The sequence below is a fragment of the Pseudomonas sp. E1BtOHC1 genome, assembly GCF_058744285.1.
Map to the genome: position 1 here is coordinate 5,403,748 of NZ_CP196023.1, position 16,295 is coordinate 5,420,042.

General features: G+C 60.3%; 14 protein-coding genes. 13 read left to right on the forward strand and 1 reads right to left on the reverse strand.

Annotated elements, in window-relative coordinates; all coding sequences use genetic code 11:
* Positions 1–36 precede the first annotated feature (36 nt).
* Positions 37–294: a cold shock domain-containing protein CspD gene (gene cspD / locus ACSSVC_RS24470; RefSeq protein WP_102864728.1), complete on the forward strand. Its 258-nt coding sequence runs from the start codon at positions 37–39 to the stop codon at positions 292–294.
* Positions 295–373: 79 nt separating this feature from the next.
* On the opposite strand, the gene icd is transcribed toward cspD, so the two are convergent.
* Entirely contained in the window at positions 374–1,630 is a 1,257-nt protein-coding gene (icd, locus tag ACSSVC_RS24475) for an NADP-dependent isocitrate dehydrogenase (protein ID WP_102864727.1), read from the reverse strand.
* A 505-nt stretch (positions 1,631–2,135) separates the two neighbouring features.
* Between icd and ACSSVC_RS24480 the strand changes: the two genes are divergently transcribed.
* The 12 genes from ACSSVC_RS24480 (at position 2,136) to nuoC (ending at position 16,294) form a co-directional block, all read left to right on the forward strand.
* Complete coding sequence (locus ACSSVC_RS24480) at positions 2,136–4,361, forward strand: NADP-dependent isocitrate dehydrogenase (RefSeq protein ID WP_346635085.1); 2,226 nt, start codon at positions 2,136–2,138, stop codon at positions 4,359–4,361.
* A 164-nt stretch (positions 4,362–4,525) separates the two neighbouring features.
* Complete coding sequence (locus ACSSVC_RS24485; RefSeq protein WP_346635086.1) at positions 4,526–4,972, forward strand: NUDIX hydrolase; 447 nt, start codon at positions 4,526–4,528, stop codon at positions 4,970–4,972.
* 71 nt (positions 4,973–5,043) lie between these two features.
* Positions 5,044–6,177, forward strand: coding sequence for a tRNA 2-thiouridine(34) synthase MnmA (gene mnmA / locus ACSSVC_RS24490; RefSeq protein WP_492611580.1), 1,134 nt, complete (start codon positions 5,044–5,046; stop codon positions 6,175–6,177).
* Positions 6,174–6,797, forward strand: coding sequence for a high frequency lysogenization protein HflD (gene hflD / locus ACSSVC_RS24495; RefSeq protein ID WP_011062179.1), 624 nt, complete (start codon positions 6,174–6,176; stop codon positions 6,795–6,797). Before mnmA ends, hflD begins: the two co-directional genes overlap by 4 nt.
* 119 nt (positions 6,798–6,916) lie before the next feature.
* Complete coding sequence (purB, locus tag ACSSVC_RS24500) at positions 6,917–8,287, forward strand: adenylosuccinate lyase (protein ID WP_110723301.1); 1,371 nt, start codon at positions 6,917–6,919, stop codon at positions 8,285–8,287.
* Between the two features lie 83 nt (positions 8,288–8,370).
* Positions 8,371–9,537: a ribosomal protein uL16 3-hydroxylase gene (locus ACSSVC_RS24505; protein ID WP_346635087.1), complete on the forward strand. Its 1,167-nt coding sequence runs from the start codon at positions 8,371–8,373 to the stop codon at positions 9,535–9,537.
* A complete protein-coding gene (locus tag ACSSVC_RS24510; protein WP_016964775.1) occupies positions 9,530–9,952 on the forward strand; it encodes a GNAT family N-acetyltransferase in 423 nt (140 codons plus the stop codon). The genes ACSSVC_RS24505 and ACSSVC_RS24510 overlap by 8 nt, the downstream gene beginning before the upstream one ends.
* Before the next feature lie 176 nt (positions 9,953–10,128).
* The gene (locus ACSSVC_RS24515; protein WP_492611581.1) at positions 10,129–10,884 is read left to right on the forward strand and encodes a secretin N-terminal domain-containing protein; all 756 of its coding nucleotides are present in this window, start codon (positions 10,129–10,131) and stop codon (positions 10,882–10,884) included.
* Positions 10,885–11,398: 514 nt separating this feature from the next.
* Positions 11,399–12,724: an isocitrate lyase gene (gene aceA, locus ACSSVC_RS24520; RefSeq protein WP_025126589.1), complete on the forward strand. Its 1,326-nt coding sequence runs from the start codon at positions 11,399–11,401 to the stop codon at positions 12,722–12,724.
* Between the two features lie 619 nt (positions 12,725–13,343).
* Complete coding sequence (locus ACSSVC_RS24525; protein WP_011062185.1) at positions 13,344–13,757, forward strand: NADH-quinone oxidoreductase subunit A; 414 nt, start codon at positions 13,344–13,346, stop codon at positions 13,755–13,757.
* A 10-nt stretch (positions 13,758–13,767) separates the two neighbouring features.
* Positions 13,768–14,442 carry a NuoB/complex I 20 kDa subunit family protein gene (locus ACSSVC_RS24530; RefSeq protein WP_011062186.1) on the forward strand — a complete coding sequence of 225 codons (675 nt, stop codon included), beginning with the start codon at positions 13,768–13,770 and terminating at the stop codon, positions 14,440–14,442.
* Positions 14,443–14,512: 70 nt separating this feature from the next.
* The gene (gene nuoC / locus ACSSVC_RS24535) at positions 14,513–16,294 is read left to right on the forward strand and encodes an NADH-quinone oxidoreductase subunit C/D (RefSeq protein ID WP_346635089.1); all 1,782 of its coding nucleotides are present in this window, start codon (positions 14,513–14,515) and stop codon (positions 16,292–16,294) included.
* The last annotated feature ends 1 nt before the right edge of the window (position 16,295 follow it).

Genomic DNA, 16,295 nt, shown 5'->3' on the forward strand with positions numbered 1-16,295 from the left:
CTCCAGTGATGGAGTCTGTTGCAGAGGGATATGAGTATGGCTAGCGGTAAGGTCAAGTGGTTCAACAATGCCAAGGGTTATGGCTTTATTAATGAGGAGGGCAAGACTGACGATCTCTTTGCCCATTACTCGGCCATCGATATGGATGGCTACAAGACCTTGAAAGCCGGACAGGCTGTGAGCTTCGAGATCATCCAAGGCCCCAAGGGGCTGCATGCGATCAAAATCAGCGCCTTGAAGGTGCCCGGCGAAATCGTCACCGCCGAGGTCCAGACTGAAAGCGCCCTGAGCTGATTGATACAACATCCAGTCATAAAAAAACCGGCCGACTCAAGGGATTGAGTCGGCCGGTTTGCTTTCAGCCCGGATTCGCTTACATGTGCGAGATCAGCGCATCACCGAATGCCGACGAAGACAGCAGGGTCGCCCCTTCCATCAGACGCTCGAAGTCATAGGTCACGGTCTTGGCCGAGATGGCGCCATTGGTGCCCTTGATGATCAGGTCGGCCGCTTCGGTCCAGCCCATGTGGCGCAGCATCATCTCCGCAGAGAGAATCAGCGAGCCTGGGTTGACCTGGTCCTTGCCGGCGTACTTGGGCGCGGTACCGTGGGTCGCTTCGAACATGGCCACGGTGTCGGACAGGTTGGCCCCCGGAGCGATACCGATACCACCGACTTCCGCCGCCAGGGCGTCGGACAGATAGTCACCATTGAGGTTGAGGGTCGCGATCACATCATACTCGGCCGGGCGCAGCAGGATCTGCTGGAGCATGGCGTCAGCGATAGCATCCTTGACGATGACGTTCTTGCCGGTTTTCGGGTTCTTGAACTGCATCCAAGGGCCGCCGTCCAGCAAGGTTGCGCCGAACTCTTCAGCCGCCACTTCGTAGGCCCACTCTTTGAAGGCACCTTCGGTGAACTTCATGATGTTGCCTTTGTGGACGATGGTCAGCGAGTCGCGGTCGTTATCCACTACATATTGCAGCGCCTTGCGCGCCAGACGCTTGGTGCCCTGCAGGGAAACCGGCTTGACGCCGATGCCGCAGTTTTCGTCGAAACGGATCTTGGTGACGCCCATTTCTTCTTTAAGGAACTTGATGACCTTGGTGGCCTCTGCCGTACCGGCCTTCCACTCGATACCGGCGTAAATGTCTTCGGAGTTTTCACGGAAGATGGTCATGTCCACATCGCCAGGCTTTTTCACCGGGCTGGGCACGCCTTCGAACCAACGCACCGGGCGCAGGCATACATACAGGTCCAGCTGTTGACGCAGGGCCACGTTCAGGGAACGGATGCCACCACCGACCGGTGTGGTCAGCGGGCCCTTGATGGAAACCACGTAGTCCTTCACCGCGTCCAGGGTTTCCTGAGGCAGCCAGGTATCCTGGTCGTACACTTGAGTCGCTTTTTCCCCGGCATACACTTCCATCCAGGAAATCTTGCGTTCGCCGCCGTAAGCCTTCTTAACCGCAGCATCGACAACCTTGATCATGACCGGGCTGATATCAACACCAATACCGTCGCCTTCGATGAAAGGAATAATCGGGTTGTTAGGAACATTGAGAGAATGGTCTGCGTTGACGGTGATTTTGTCGCCGACTGCTGGAACCTGAATCTTCTTGTATCCCATGCTGAACTCCGTTGTGTGGATTGAACATCTGGCTGCGTTCGAGCGTAACCCAGTTGAATCTGGACGGGAACCTCATGTTCCACCCATATGCCGTGAAAGCTGCACAGTTCGCGGCCTACAAGCCTGAAAGCAAAGGGAAAAGTGCCAAAATCGAGCACCTCGAACGACTCTACGCCTGCACCCCGCCTGCGACCTTTAGACCAATGGACGAGAACGGGCACCTATGAAGCATCGGCGTTTTGCTAGCTACCTATGTATAATGCCGCCGCTGACCACAGAGTCACGACGGCCGAACGCTCTGCTACCGAATAAAACAAGCCGAGAATGGCCGCCCAAAGCCGGGTTGTTACCGCAGCCCACCCGCTTGACGCTCGACTGATGCACCCAACATCACCGCGAAGAAACCTCGACATTCGGCTCATGGATGACCTTTGAACGAAAGCGCTTACCCGGCGCACCTCGAGTTTCTGCGCACGCTTTAGCAAAGAAGAGAGTTAATCCGAATATGCCCACCCGCTCGAAGATCATCTACACCTTCACCGACGAAGCCCCGGCCCTCGCCACCTATTCCCTGCTGCCTATCGTAGAAGCCTTCACCGCTTCGGCTGATATCGCCGTGGAAACCCGCGACATCTCCCTGGCCGGCCGCATCCTCGCCAGCTTCCCTGAGCAGTTGGGTGCCAAAGCGGTACCGGACCACCTCGCCGAACTGGGCGAACTGGCGGTCACCCCGGAAGCCAACATCATCAAGCTGCCGAACATCAGCGCCTCGGTACCGCAACTGCAAGCCGCGATCAAAGAGCTGCAGGCCCTGGGCTATGCCCTGCCGGACTATCCCGAGACCGTCACCAGCGACGCCGACAAAGACGCCAAGGCCCGTTACGACAAGGTCAAGGGCAGCGCCGTGAACCCGGTCCTGCGTGAAGGCAACTCCGACCGCCGCGCCCCGCTGTCGGTGAAGAACTACGCGCGCAAGCACCCGCACAAGATGGGCGCCTGGGCCAAGGACTCCAAGTCCCACGTTGCCCACATGAGCAACGGCGACTTCTACGGCAGCGAAAAAGCTGCCCTGATCGAAGGCGCAGACAGCGTTAAAATCGAGCTGATCGCTCAAGACGGCACTGCCACCGTCCTGAAGGAAAAGACCACCGTGCAAGCCGGTGAGATCCTCGATTGCGCAGTCATGAGCAAAAAGGCCCTGCGTGCCTTCATCGCCGCCGAAATCGAAGACGCCAAGAAGCAAGGCGTACTGCTGTCGGTGCACCTCAAAGCCACCATGATGAAAGTCTCCGACCCGATCATGTTCGGCCAGATCGTTGCCGAGTTCTATCAGGACGCCCTGAGCAAGCACGCCGCCGTGCTGCAAGAAATCGGCTTCAACCTGAATAACGGCATCGGCGACCTGTACGCCCGCATCAAGGCCCTGCCAGCCGACCAGCAAGCTGCGATCGAAGCCGACATCCAGGCCGTCTACGCAGCCCGCCCTGCCCTGGCCATGGTCAACTCCGACAAAGGCATCACCAACCTGCACGTGCCGAGCGACGTGATCGTCGACGCTTCGATGCCGGCCATGATCCGTGACTCCGGCAAGATGTGGGGCACCGACGGCCAGCTGCACGACACCAAGGCAGTGATCCCGGACCGTTGCTACGCCACCATCTACCAGGCGGTGATCGAAGACTGCAAAGCCAATGGCGCATTCGATCCGACCACCATGGGCAGCGTGCCGAACGTTGGCCTGATGGCGAAAAAAGCCGAAGAGTACGGCTCCCACGACAAGACTTTCGAAATCAAGGCTGACGGCGTGGTTCGCGTCACTGACGGCAAAGGCAGCCTGCTGCTGGAGCAGAAAGTCGAAGCCGGCGACATCTTCCGCATGTGCCAGACCAAAGACGCGCCGATCCAGGACTGGGTCAAGCTGGCGGTCAACCGTGCCCGCGCCAGCAGCACCCCGGCCATCTTCTGGCTGGACCCGATGCGCGCCCACGACGGCGTGATGATCGAGAAAGTTCAGGCCTACCTGAAGGATCACGACACCAGCGACCTGGACATCCGCATCATGTCTCCGGTCGACGCCATGAAGTTCACCCTGGCCCGCACCCGCGACGGCAAGGACACCATCTCGGTGACCGGCAACGTACTGCGCGACTACCTGACCGACCTGTTCCCGATCATGGAGCTGGGCACCAGCGCCAAGATGCTGTCGATCGTGCCGCTGATGAACGGTGGCGGCCTGTTCGAAACCGGCGCCGGCGGTTCGGCTCCGAAGCACGTGCAGCAACTGCTGGAAGAGAACTTCTTGCGCTGGGATTCCCTGGGTGAGTTCCTGGCCCTGGCCGCCTCCCTGGAGCACCTGGGCAACACCTACAACAATCCGAAAGCCCTGGTACTGGCCAAGACCCTGGACCAGGCTACCGGCCAGTTCCTCGACAACAACAAGTCGCCATCGCGCAAAGTCGGCAACATCGACAACCGCGGTAGCCACTTCTACCTGGCGCTGTACTGGGCCCAAGCCCTGGCCGCCCAGACCGAGGACGCCGCCCTGCAAGCGCAGTTCAGCACCCTGGCCAAGACCCTGACAGAGAACGAAGCGACCATCGTCGCCGAGCTCAACGCGGTACAGGGCAAGCCCGTGGACATCGGCGGCTACTACAGCGCCAACCCTGAGCTGGTGAGCAAGGCCATGCGCCCGAGCGCCACCCTCAACGCAGCCATCGCTGCGCTGGTGTAAGCAGGACCGCCCTACACAAACCCCGGCCATGTGCCGGGGTTTGTGCTTATGGATTGCGCAGGAGCCGGCTGGCCGGCGAAATGCACCCACGCCAAACAGGCGGTGCTCGCTTCGCCGGCAAGCCGGCTCCTACAATGCTTACCCCTTATAAAAGGAGAGGCTTTATGGAATGGCAACCTCACATCACCGTCGCCACCATCGTCGAAGATCAGGGGCGCTTCCTGTTCGTCGAGGAGTACTCGGGCGAACAGGCCGTGCTCAATCAGCCTGCCGGGCATCTGGATGCCAATGAAAGCCTGCTCCAGGCGGCCATCCGCGAAACCCTGGAAGAAACCGGCTGGGACGTGGAGCTAACCGGCGTGGTCGGCATCTACCTCTATACCGCCCCCAGCAACGGCGTGACCTACCAGCGCGTGTGCTTTGCCGCCAAGCCGCTGCGCCATCATCCGGACTATCAACTGGACGACGGCATCATCGGCCCCCGCTGGCTGACCCGCGAGCAACTGCTGGAACAACGGGCCAACTGGCGCAGCGAGCTGATCCTGCAGTGCCTGGACGATTACCTGGACGGCCAACTGCACAGCCTGGCGCTGATCCGACCAATGCTTTAACCGCAGTTTTAGCCTTGCAGGCCTCAGCCTGTTAGAATCGCGTCCTTTTTCAAGACACCCATTGAATTCCTATGCGTGATCCAGCCCCTTCTGACACCCAAAAGAAGCGCGTCATTGTCGGCATGTCCGGCGGCGTGGATTCTTCCGTTTCCGCCCTCCTGCTGATGGAGCAGGGATACCAGGTGGAAGGCCTGTTCATGAAGAACTGGGAGGAAGACGACGGAACCGAGTACTGCACCGCCATGGACGACCTGGCGGACGCCCAGGCCGTGTGCGACAAGCTTGGCATCAAGCTGCACACCGCCAACTTTGCCGCCGAGTACTGGGACAACGTGTTCGAGCACTTCCTGGCCGAATACAAGGCCGGCCGCACGCCGAACCCGGACATCCTCTGCAACCGCGAAATCAAGTTCAAGGCGTTCCTCGACTACGCCATGATGCTCGGCGCCGACTTGATTGCCACCGGGCACTATGTGCGTCGTCGCGACACCGACGGCCGCACCGAACTGCTCAAGGGCCTGGACCCAAACAAGGACCAGAGCTACTTCCTCCATGCCGTTGGCGGCGAGCAGATCGCCAAGACCCTGTTCCCGGTGGGCGAGCTGGAAAAACCCGAAGTGCGCGCCATCGCCGAGAAACACGACCTGGCTACCGCCAAGAAGAAAGACTCCACCGGCATCTGCTTTATCGGTGAGCGGCGCTTCAGCGACTTCCTCAAACAATACCTGCCAGCCCAGCCCGGCGAGATCAAGACTACCGAAGGTGAAGTCATCGGCCGCCATCACGGCCTGATGTACCACACCATCGGCCAGCGCCAGGGCCTGGGCATCGGCGGCCTGAAAGATGCCGGCGAAGAGCCGTGGTACGTGCTGATCAAGGACCTGGAGCACAACGAACTGATCGTTGGCCAGGGCAACGATCATCCCTGGTTGTTCTCCCGCGCCCTGCTGGCCTCCGACATCTATTGGGTCAACCCCATCGACCTGAGCCAGCCACGACGCCTGACCGCCAAGGTGCGCTACCGCCAGAGCGACCAGCCCTGCACCCTGGAAAAGACCGCCAACGGCTACCGCGCCACCTTCGACGATCCACAGCGCGCCGTGACACCCGGCCAGTCCGTGGTGTTCTACGACGGTGAAATCTGCCTTGGTGGCGGCGTCATCGAAGTGGCCGAACCCTGGAGCAGCAAGGACGTCCGTCCATGAGCCCGATTCAGGAGCAATTGACGGCGCTGGGTGGTGTATTCCTCGCAGCGGTGCTGGTGGACCGCATCGCCAAGACCGGCCAGGTCAGTGAAGCTGCATTGAGCTGCATGCTCGGTAGCCTGCTGATTCGCGACCCGAAAGACACCCTGGAAGTCTACGGCGGCGACGACATCAACCTGCGCGAGGGCTACCGCGCCCTGATCGGCGCCCTGGAGCGCGACCCCAGCACCCTGCAACGCGAGCCCTTGCGCTACGCGCTCTCGATGCTCGGCCTGGAGCGTCAGCTGGCCAAGCGCGACGACCTGCTGGAAACCATTGGCAAGCGCCTGCCGCAGATCCAGTCCCAGGTCGAACACTTCGGCCCGGCCCACGAAAACGTCATTGCCGCGTGCGGCGGGCTGTATCAGGACACCCTGAGCACCCTGCGCCAGCGTATCCAAGTCCACGGCGACATGCGCAACCTGCAGCAACCGAGCAACGCCTCGAAGATCCGCGCCCTGCTGCTGGCCGGCATTCGTTCGGCGCGCCTATGGCGCCAGTTGGGCGGCCATCGCTGGCAACTGGTGATCAGCCGGCGCAAATTGCTTAAAGAGCTGTATCCGTTGATGCGCAGCAGCTGAGCTGCGCCTGATTTTTCAAGAGCTGCGCGTAAGACGCTGGTCAGTTGGCAACGGACCTGCGGATATTTTCATGTATGATACGCGCCCCATTTCGTTGCCCGACTGTCCGAGAACACCCCATGCAGCTCTCTTCGCTCACTGCGGTTTCCCCTGTTGACGGCCGCTACGCCGGCAAAACCCAGGCCCTGCGCCCCATTTTCAGCGAATACGGCCTGATCCGTGCTCGCGTCCTCGTTGAAGTGCGCTGGCTCCAACGCCTGGCCGCCCATAGCGCCATCAGCGAAGTGCCGGCGTTCTCCGCCGAAGCCAACGCTGTCCTCAATGCCCTGGCAGAGAACTTCTCCCTGGAGCACGCCGAGCGCGTCAAAGAGATCGAGCGCACCACCAACCACGACGTCAAGGCCATCGAGTACCTGCTCAAGGAACAAGCCGCCAAGCTGCCTGAGCTGGCCAACGTCAGTGAATTCATCCACTTCGCCTGCACCAGCGAGGACATCAACAACCTGTCCCACGCCCTGATGCTGCGCGAAGGCCGTGATGAAGTAATGCTGCCGCTGATGCGCCAGACCGCCAACGCCATCCGTGAACTGGCGATCCGTTTCGCCGAAGTGCCGATGCTCTCGCGTACTCACGGTCAGCCGGCCTCCCCGACCACCCTGGGCAAAGAACTGGCCAACGTCGTGTACCGCCTGGAGCGTCAGATCGCTCAGGTCGCTGCCGTGCCGCTGCTGGGCAAGATCAACGGCGCCGTGGGCAACTACAACGCCCACCTGTCGGCCTACCCGGACATCGACTGGGAAGCCAACGCCCGCGCCTTCATCGAAGACGAACTGGGCCTGGCCTTCAACCCCTACACCACGCAGATCGAGCCGCACGACTACATCGCCGAGCTGTTCGACGCCATCGCCCGCTTCAACACCATCCTGATCGACTTCGATCGCGATATCTGGGGCTACATCTCCCTGGGCTACTTCAAGCAGCGCACCATTGCCGGCGAAATCGGTTCCTCGACCATGCCGCACAAGGTCAACCCGATCGACTTCGAAAACTCCGAAGGCAACCTGGGGATCGCCAACGCCCTGTTCCAGCATCTGGCGAGCAAGCTGCCGATCTCCCGCTGGCAGCGCGACCTGACCGACTCCACCGTACTGCGCAACCTGGGCGTGGGCTTTGCTCACAGCGTGATTGCCTACGAAGCCAGCCTCAAGGGCATCAGCAAACTGGAGCTCAACGCCCAGAAGATCGCTGAAGACCTGGACGCTTGCTGGGAAGTCCTGGCCGAGCCGATCCAGACCGTGATGCGTCGCTACAACATCGAAAACCCTTACGAAAAACTCAAGGAACTGACCCGCGGCAAGGGCATCAGCCCTGAAGCGCTGCAGACTTTCATCGACGGGCTGGACATGCCTGCCGCGGCCAAGGCCGAGCTGAAGAAGCTCACCCCGGCCAGCTACATCGGCAATGCCGTGGCCCAGGCCAAGCGTATCTGACCGATTGCTCGACCTTTTGACGCCCGGCCGCGCCGGGCGTTTTTATTCCTGCTAGAAAAGTACACTTTTTCAATAGGTTACACATGAATCCTGATATTCCACTTCAACTTCTGGGCGGCATCACTGCACGGGAATTTCTGCGTGACTACTGGCAGAAGAAGCCCCTGCTGATCCGTCAGGCCCTGCCTGACTTCGAAAGCCCGATCGAACCCGACGAACTGGCCGGCCTGGCCCTGGAAGAAGAAGTCGAATCGCGCCTGGTGATCGAGAACGGCGAGCGCCCCTGGGAGCTGCGTCGCGGCCCCTTCGCCGAAGACGAGTTCAGCAAGCTGCCGGAACGCGACTGGACCCTGCTGGTCCAGGCCGTGGACCAGTTCGTACCGGAAGTCGCCGAGTTGCTGGAACACTTCCGCTTCCTGCCGAGCTGGCGCATCGACGATGTGATGATCAGCTTCGCCGCACCTGGCGGTAATGTCGGTCCGCACTTCGACAACTACGACGTGTTCCTGCTGCAGGGCCACGGTAAGCGCAACTGGAAGATCGGCCAGATGTGCGACTCCGAAAGCCCGCTGCTGCAGCACGCGGACCTGCGCATCCTCGCCGAATTCGAAGAGACCGAAAGCTGGGTCCTGGAGCCGGGTGACATGCTCTACCTGCCACCGCGCCTGGCTCACTACGGCGTCGCGGTGAATGACTGCATGACCTACTCGGTGGGCTTCCGCGCTCCAAGCGCCGCCGAAGTGCTGACCCACTTCACCGACTTCCTCGGCCAGTTCCTGCCGGACGAAGATCGCTACACCGATGCCGACGTGCAGCCGGCCAGCGACCCGCACCAGATCCAGCAGGACGCCCTCGATCGCCTCAAGGGCCTGCTGGCCGAGCACATGAGCGACGAGCGCCTGCTGCTGACCTGGTTCGGCCAATTCATGACCGAGCCACGCTACCCGGAACTGGTGGTCGGCCCGGAACTGGAAGAGGACGACCTGCTGGGCAGCCTGGAACAGGGCGCTATCCTGATCCGCAATCCAAGCGCGCGCCTGGCCTGGTCGGAAGTGGATGAAGACCTGCTTCTGTTCGCCAGCGGCCAAAGTCGCCTGCTTCCCGGTAAACTGCGCGAGCTGCTGAAAATGATTTGCGCCGCTGACGCCCTGCATATCGACAACCTCGGCCCCTGGCTGGCGGATGAAGATGGGCGCGGCCTGCTGTGTGAACTGGTCAAGCAAGGGAGCCTGGGGTTTGCCGATGAATAAGATTCACGTACGTGTCGCAGACTGGCAAAAGGATAACGCCGAGATCCGGCGCATTCGTGAAGCAGTGTTCATTGCCGAACAATCCGTTCCACCCGAGCTGGAGTGGGACGCCGACGACGACAGCGCCGTGCACTTCCTGGCCTTCGAGGGTGATTTCCCTATCGGAACCGCACGCTTGCTGCCGGACGGCCATGTCGGCCGGGTCTCGGTGCTCAAGGACTGGCGCGGCCTCAAGGTCGGCGATGCGCTGATGCGCGCAGTGATCGACGAAGCCGAGAAACGCGGCCTGAAGCAACAGATGCTCAGCGCCCAGGTCCAGGCCACGCCGTTCTACGAGCGCCTGGGCTTCTCGATTGTCAGCGAGGAATTCCTCGAAGCGGGAATCCCCCACGTCGACATGGTTCGCGGCGCCTGACCGACCAGCCCTAGCGGCAATGGCCAGAACGAACGCCCCGCCATCCCCTTGCACCCACCAGGCGCAAGACCAGGATGCCGGGGCGTTTTGCCGTCTAGGATTCAACTTGCCCCACCCAAAGCCGACAAAGTGTCAAACTCAAGGCTTTACGCCAGCTACTCCCGGAGATAACGGATATGTCCCTACGCACCTTGCTCACGACGCTGCTGCTGACCTTCAGCTGCTCGGTCATGGCCGCCACCGAGATCGTGCCCCTCAACAACCGCACCAGCGCCGACCTGCTGCCGGTGGCGCAGAACTTTCTTGGCAAGGACGGCAAGGTCAGCGCCTATGGCAACCAACTGATCGTCAATGCCGAACCGAGCAAGATCGCCGAACTGCGGGCTTTCATTGCGCAATTGGATACGGCGGCCAAGCGCCTGCTGATCACCGTCGACACCAATGAAAACAACTTCCAGGACAATCAGGGCTATTCGGTCAACGGCGCGCCTCAGACCCGAATTATCAATCGCAGCACCGAGAGCCGCGATGGCGGCATCCAACAGGTCCAGGCCAGCGAAGGCGTGCCGGCGCTGATCCAGGTAGGCCAGAGCGTCCCCCTGACCACCACCCAGACCGATCCCTACGGTCGCCTGCAAAACCAGACTCAATACCGCAACGTCACCCAGGGCTTTTACGTGACGGCCAGCGTGACCGGCGAGACCGTGCACCTGAGCATCAGCACCAACCGTGACCGCATGAGCCAGGAACGTCCCGATGTAGTGAACGTGCAAAGTACCGACACAACTGTCAGCGGGCGCCTCGGCGAGTGGATCACCCTGGCCGGGGTCAATCGCCAGACCCAGGCCGACAAACAGGCCCCGGGCCGCAGCTACTCGACTCAAGGGCGGGATGACATGACCTTGCGAGTCAAGGTCGACGCCTTGGACTAAAGCACCAAAAACTGACTGATTAGTCGTATTAGACCAAAGATGTAGTGCCATAAAAAAAGCACTACAAAACATTTGACGAGCCCAAAAACCGCGGGCATGATGGCCTCGCTCCCGCTAATCAGGGGCCCTGGCAAGGGCCTTCGGATCGCCGCTCTAACCTACCCACCTGAGCCGATTCGTGTCTGTACTGCCCACAAGGTGTGTTTGACGAGATTGCGACTGGAACGAAGTTGTCCCGAGGGACGGAAGCGTAATTAGGTCGATCGGCAACACACTGATGGAACGCACCAAGGCCCACGACGCCCGCATGCGCACCGCAGCTCGCCTTCACCTGCTCACTTTCCCCTCGAGCCCATCGTTCACCCGTCGCCATCCCCGCCAGACCCGACTTGACCACCTAAGCTTCCTGGTCAGCGAGCAGCCTTCCACGCAACGTTATGCTGCGTGATCGGCGGAGCCGGAATTCTCCAACCAAGAACGACTTTTTACACAAGACGCGACGAGGTTTATCTCCATGGCACTGACACGCGAACAGCAAATTGCAGCCCTTGAAAAAGACTGGGCTGAAAACCCGCGCTGGAAAGGCGTGACTCGCACTTACTCCGCTGCCGACGTGGTCCGTCTGCGTGGCTCGGTCCAACCCGAGCACACCCTGGCACGCATGGGCGCCGAGAAGCTCTGGAACCTGGTCACCCAAGGCGCCAAGCCGTCCTTCCGTCCTGAGAAAGATTTCGTCAACTGCATGGGCGCCCTGACCGGCGGCCAGGCTGTACAACAAGTCAAAGCGGGGATCCAGGCGATCTACCTGTCCGGCTGGCAAGTGGCTGCGGACAACAACTCCGCCGAATCCATGTACCCCGACCAGTCGCTGTACCCGGTGGACTCGGTTCCGACCGTGGTCAAGCGCATCAACAACTCGTTCCGTCGTGCCGACCAGATCCAGTGGAAAGCCGGCAAGAACCCGGGCGACGACGGCTACATCGACTACTTCGCACCGATCGTGGCTGACGCTGAAGCCGGTTTCGGCGGCGTGCTGAACGCTTACGAGCTGATGAAGAGCATGATCGAAGCAGGCGCCGCTGGCGTTCACTTCGAAGACCAGCTGGCTTCCGTGAAGAAGTGCGGCCACATGGGCGGCAAGGTACTGGTTCCGACTCAGGAAGCCGTACAGAAGCTGACCGCTGCCCGTCTGGCGGCCGACGTTGCCGGCGTACCGACCATCATCCTGGCCCGTACCGACGCCAACGCTGCTGACCTGCTGACTTCGGACTGCGACCCGTACGACCAGCCGTTCGTGACTGGCACCCGCACCCAGGAAGGCTTCTACAAAGTAAAAGCCGGCCTGGATCAAGCGATCGCCCGCGGCCTGGCTTACGCTCCGTACGCCGACCTGATCTGGTGCGAAACCGCCAAGCCGGACCTGGACGAAGCCCGTCGTTTCGCCGAAGCGATCAAGAAGGAATACCCGGACCAGATCCTGTCGTACAACTGCTCGCCTTCCTTCAACTGGAAGAAGAACCTGGACGACGCAACCATCGCCAAGTTCCAGCGCGAACTGTCCGCCATGGGTTACAAGCACCAGTTCATCACCCTGGCCGGCATCCACAACATGTGGCACAGCATGTTCAACCTGGCGCACGACTACGCCCGCAACGACATGACCGCCTACGTGAAACTGCAAGAGCAGGAATTCGCTGACGCCGCCAAAGGCTACACCTTCGTGGCTCACCAGCAGGAAGTGGGCACCGGCTACTTCGACGACATGACCACCGTGATCCAGGGTGGTTCGTCCTCGGTAACCGCTCTGACCGGCTCCACCGAAGAAGAGCAGTTCCACTGATTCCAGGCCTCGTGCCTTGATCGAGCGGCCAATGCAGACCCGCTAAAAACAACTGCATTGCTGTAAAGCTGACGCCCCGACCTGGTTCGGGGCGTTTTTTTTGCACACCCACCCGTAGGAGCCGGCTTGCCGGCGAAGCGGGCTCCCCGCAACACCCACCCTCCCACTGGCCGGAAAATTCAGCGTCAAGCCGACTGCTGCGCAAAAGCCGACAAAAAATTGATCCAGAGCGGTGTTACCCGTAGCGAAACAGGTTAAAAGGTGCGCCCCTGCTACTTGCAGTAACAGGGATATAACAAGCAACTTTCCCACTCCCCGAAGGAAAGCAGATTAAAACAACCTCCAAACAATAGTGATTATCATTTAGACGCTGTAACTTTCGTTGCAGCAGCAACAAAACATAATTAACAAAACCTCCCCTAATGCCCACAGGCCGCGGCTTACGGGGCTACAGGGGTGAGCTATGTCCTTATTACGATAAACAATTTCGCTTTAGAAATTTTACTTGCCCGGTGTTTAGCCATAAAATCAGCGCGATTGATTGCGCTGCGACATATCGTCACTGCTTTATTTCTTTATCAAGCTCAGAGACTCTTGCTCTCTGTTAAGGATTACCAGCATGCCCGAAGCGACAGGACTCATGGCCCACAACTGGGGCTTTGCCATTTTCCTTCTGGGTGTTGTCGGCCTTTGCGCCTTCATGCTCGGCGTCTCCAGCCTCCTCGGGTCAAAAGCCTGGGGCCGCAGCAAAAACGAACCGTTCGAGTCCGGCATGCTACCTACCGGTGGCGCCCGCTTGCGGCTCTCAGCCAAATTCTATCTGGTCGCGATGCTCTTCGTGATCTTCGATATCGAAGCCCTATTTCTCTTTGCCTGGTCTGTGTCCGTCCGCGAAAGCGGCTGGACCGGATTCGTCGAAGCTCTCGTTTTCATAGCAATTCTGTTGGCAGGTCTTGTCTACCTTTGGCGAGTGGGGGCTCTTGACTGGGCTCCGGAAGGTCGTCGTAAGCGGCAGGCGAAGCTAAAACAATGAGGCTTTGGCGATGCAATACAATCTCACCAGGATCGACCCCGATGCTCCTAACGATCAGTACCCGATCGGCGAACGGGAAACCGTTTCCGATCCGTTAGAGGATCAGGTCCACAAAAACATCTTCATGGGCAAGCTGGAAGACGTGCTGAGCGGCGCGGTCAACTGGGGGCGTAAGAACTCCCTGTGGCCGTACAACTTCGGTCTGTCCTGCTGCTACGTGGAAATGACCACTGCCTTCACGGCGCCCCACGACATCGCGCGCTTTGGCGCCGAGGTTATCCGGGCATCGCCGCGTCAGGCAGATTTCATGGTTATTGCCGGCACCTGCTTCATCAAGATGGCGCCGATCATCCAGCGTCTCTATGAGCAAATGCTCGAGCCAAAATGGGTTATCTCCATGGGTTCGTGCGCCAACTCCGGCGGCATGTACGACATCTACTCCGTAGTTCAGGGGGTGGACAAGTTCCTGCCCGTGGACGTCTACGTACCTGGCTGCCCGCCCCGCCCTGAGGCATTCCTGCAAGGCTTGATGCTCTTGCAAGAGTCCATTGGCCAGGAGCGTCGCCCACTTTCCTGGGTCGTCGGTGATCAAGGCGTGTACCGCGCCGAAATGCCGTCGCAAAAGGAGCAGCGCCGCGAACAGCGTATTCAGGTCACCAACCTGCGCAGCCCTGACGAAGTCTGATCCAGATCTGTTCTCACGAAGAAACGACACTGGTTTCACTCTTTACGTTGACCGAAAGCGATAAAAAACCATGACTACAGGCAGTGCTCTGTACATCCCGCCTTATAAGGCTGACGACCAGGATGTGGTCGTCGAACTCAATAACCGTTTTGGCCCTGAGGCGTTCACCGCCCAGGCCACCCGCACCGGCATGCCGGTGCTGTGGGTTACTCGCTCCAAACTCGTTGAAGTCCTGACCTTCCTGCGCAACCTGCCCAAGCCGTACGTCATGCTCTATGACCTGCATGGCGTAGACGAGCGCCTGCGCACCAAGCGCCAAGGCCTGCCGGGTGCCGATTTCAGCGTGTTCTACCACTTGCTGTCGATCGAACGTAACAGCGACGTGATGATCAAGGTGGCCCTGTCCGAAGGCGACCTCAGCCTGCCGACCGTGACCGGTATCTGGCCCAACGCCAACTGGTACGAACGTGAAGTCTGGGACATGTTCGGCATCGACTTTGCCGGCCACCCTCACCTTTCGCGGATCATGATGCCGCCGACCTGGGAAGGTCACCCGCTGCGCAAGGACTTCCCGGCCCGCGCCACCGAGTTCGACCCGTTCAGCCTGACCCTGGCCAAGCAGCAGCTGGAAGAGGAAGCCGCGCGCTTCCGTCCGGAAGACTGGGGCATGAAGCGTTCCGGTGCCAATGAGGACTATATGTTCCTCAACCTGGGCCCGAACCACCCTTCGGCCCACGGTGCCTTCCGCATCATCCTGCAGCTGGACGGTGAAGAGATCGTCGACTGTGTACCGGACATCGGCTACCACCACCGTGGTGCCGAGAAAATGGCCGAGCGTCAGTCCTGGCACAGCTTCATCCCTTACACCGACCGTATCGATTACCTCGGCGGGGTGATGAACAACCTGCCGTACGTGCTGTCGGTCGAGAAGCTGGCCGGCATCAAGGTACCGGAGAAGGTCGACGTCATCCGCATCATGATGGCCGAGTTCTTCCGCATCACCAGCCACCTGCTGTTCCTGGGTACCTACATCCAGGACGTCGGTGCAATGACCCCAGTGTTCTTCACCTTCACCGACCGTCAGCGTGCCTACACCGTGATCGAAGCCATCACCGGCTTCCGTCTGCACCCGGCCTGGTACCGCATCGGCGGCGTCGCCCACGACCTGCCCCGCGGCTGGGAAAAACTGGTCAAGGACTTCGTCGAATGGCTGCCCAAGCGCCTCGACGAGTACACCAAGGCTGCCCTGCAGAACAGCATCCTCAAGGGTCGGACCATCGGCGTTGCCGCCTACAACACCAAGGAAGCCCTGGAGTGGGGCGTCACCGGTGCCGGCCTGCGTTCCACCGGTTGCGATTTCGACCTGCGCAAGGCTCGTCCGTACTCCGGCTACGAGAACTTCGAGTTCGAAGTGCCGCTGGCTGCCAACGGCGACGCCTATGACCGCTGCATGGTTCGCGTCGAAGAGATGCGCCAGAGCATCAAGATCATCGACCAGTGCCTGCGCAACATGCCGGAAGGCCCGTACAAGGCGGATCACCCGCTGACCACGCCGCCGCCGAAAGAGCGCACCCTGCAGCATATCGAAACCTTGATCACGCACTTCCTGCAGGTTTCGTGGGGCCCGGTGATGCCGGCCAACGAATCCTTCCAGATGATCGAAGCGACCAAGGGCATCAACAGTTATTACCTGACGAGCGATGGCGGCACCATGAGCTACCGCACCCGGATTCGCACCCCAAGCTTCCCGCACCTGCAGCAGATCCCTTCGGTGATCCGCGGCAGCATGGTCGCGGACTTGATCGCGTACCTGGGTAGTATCGACTTCGTTATGGCCGACGTGGACCGCTAAG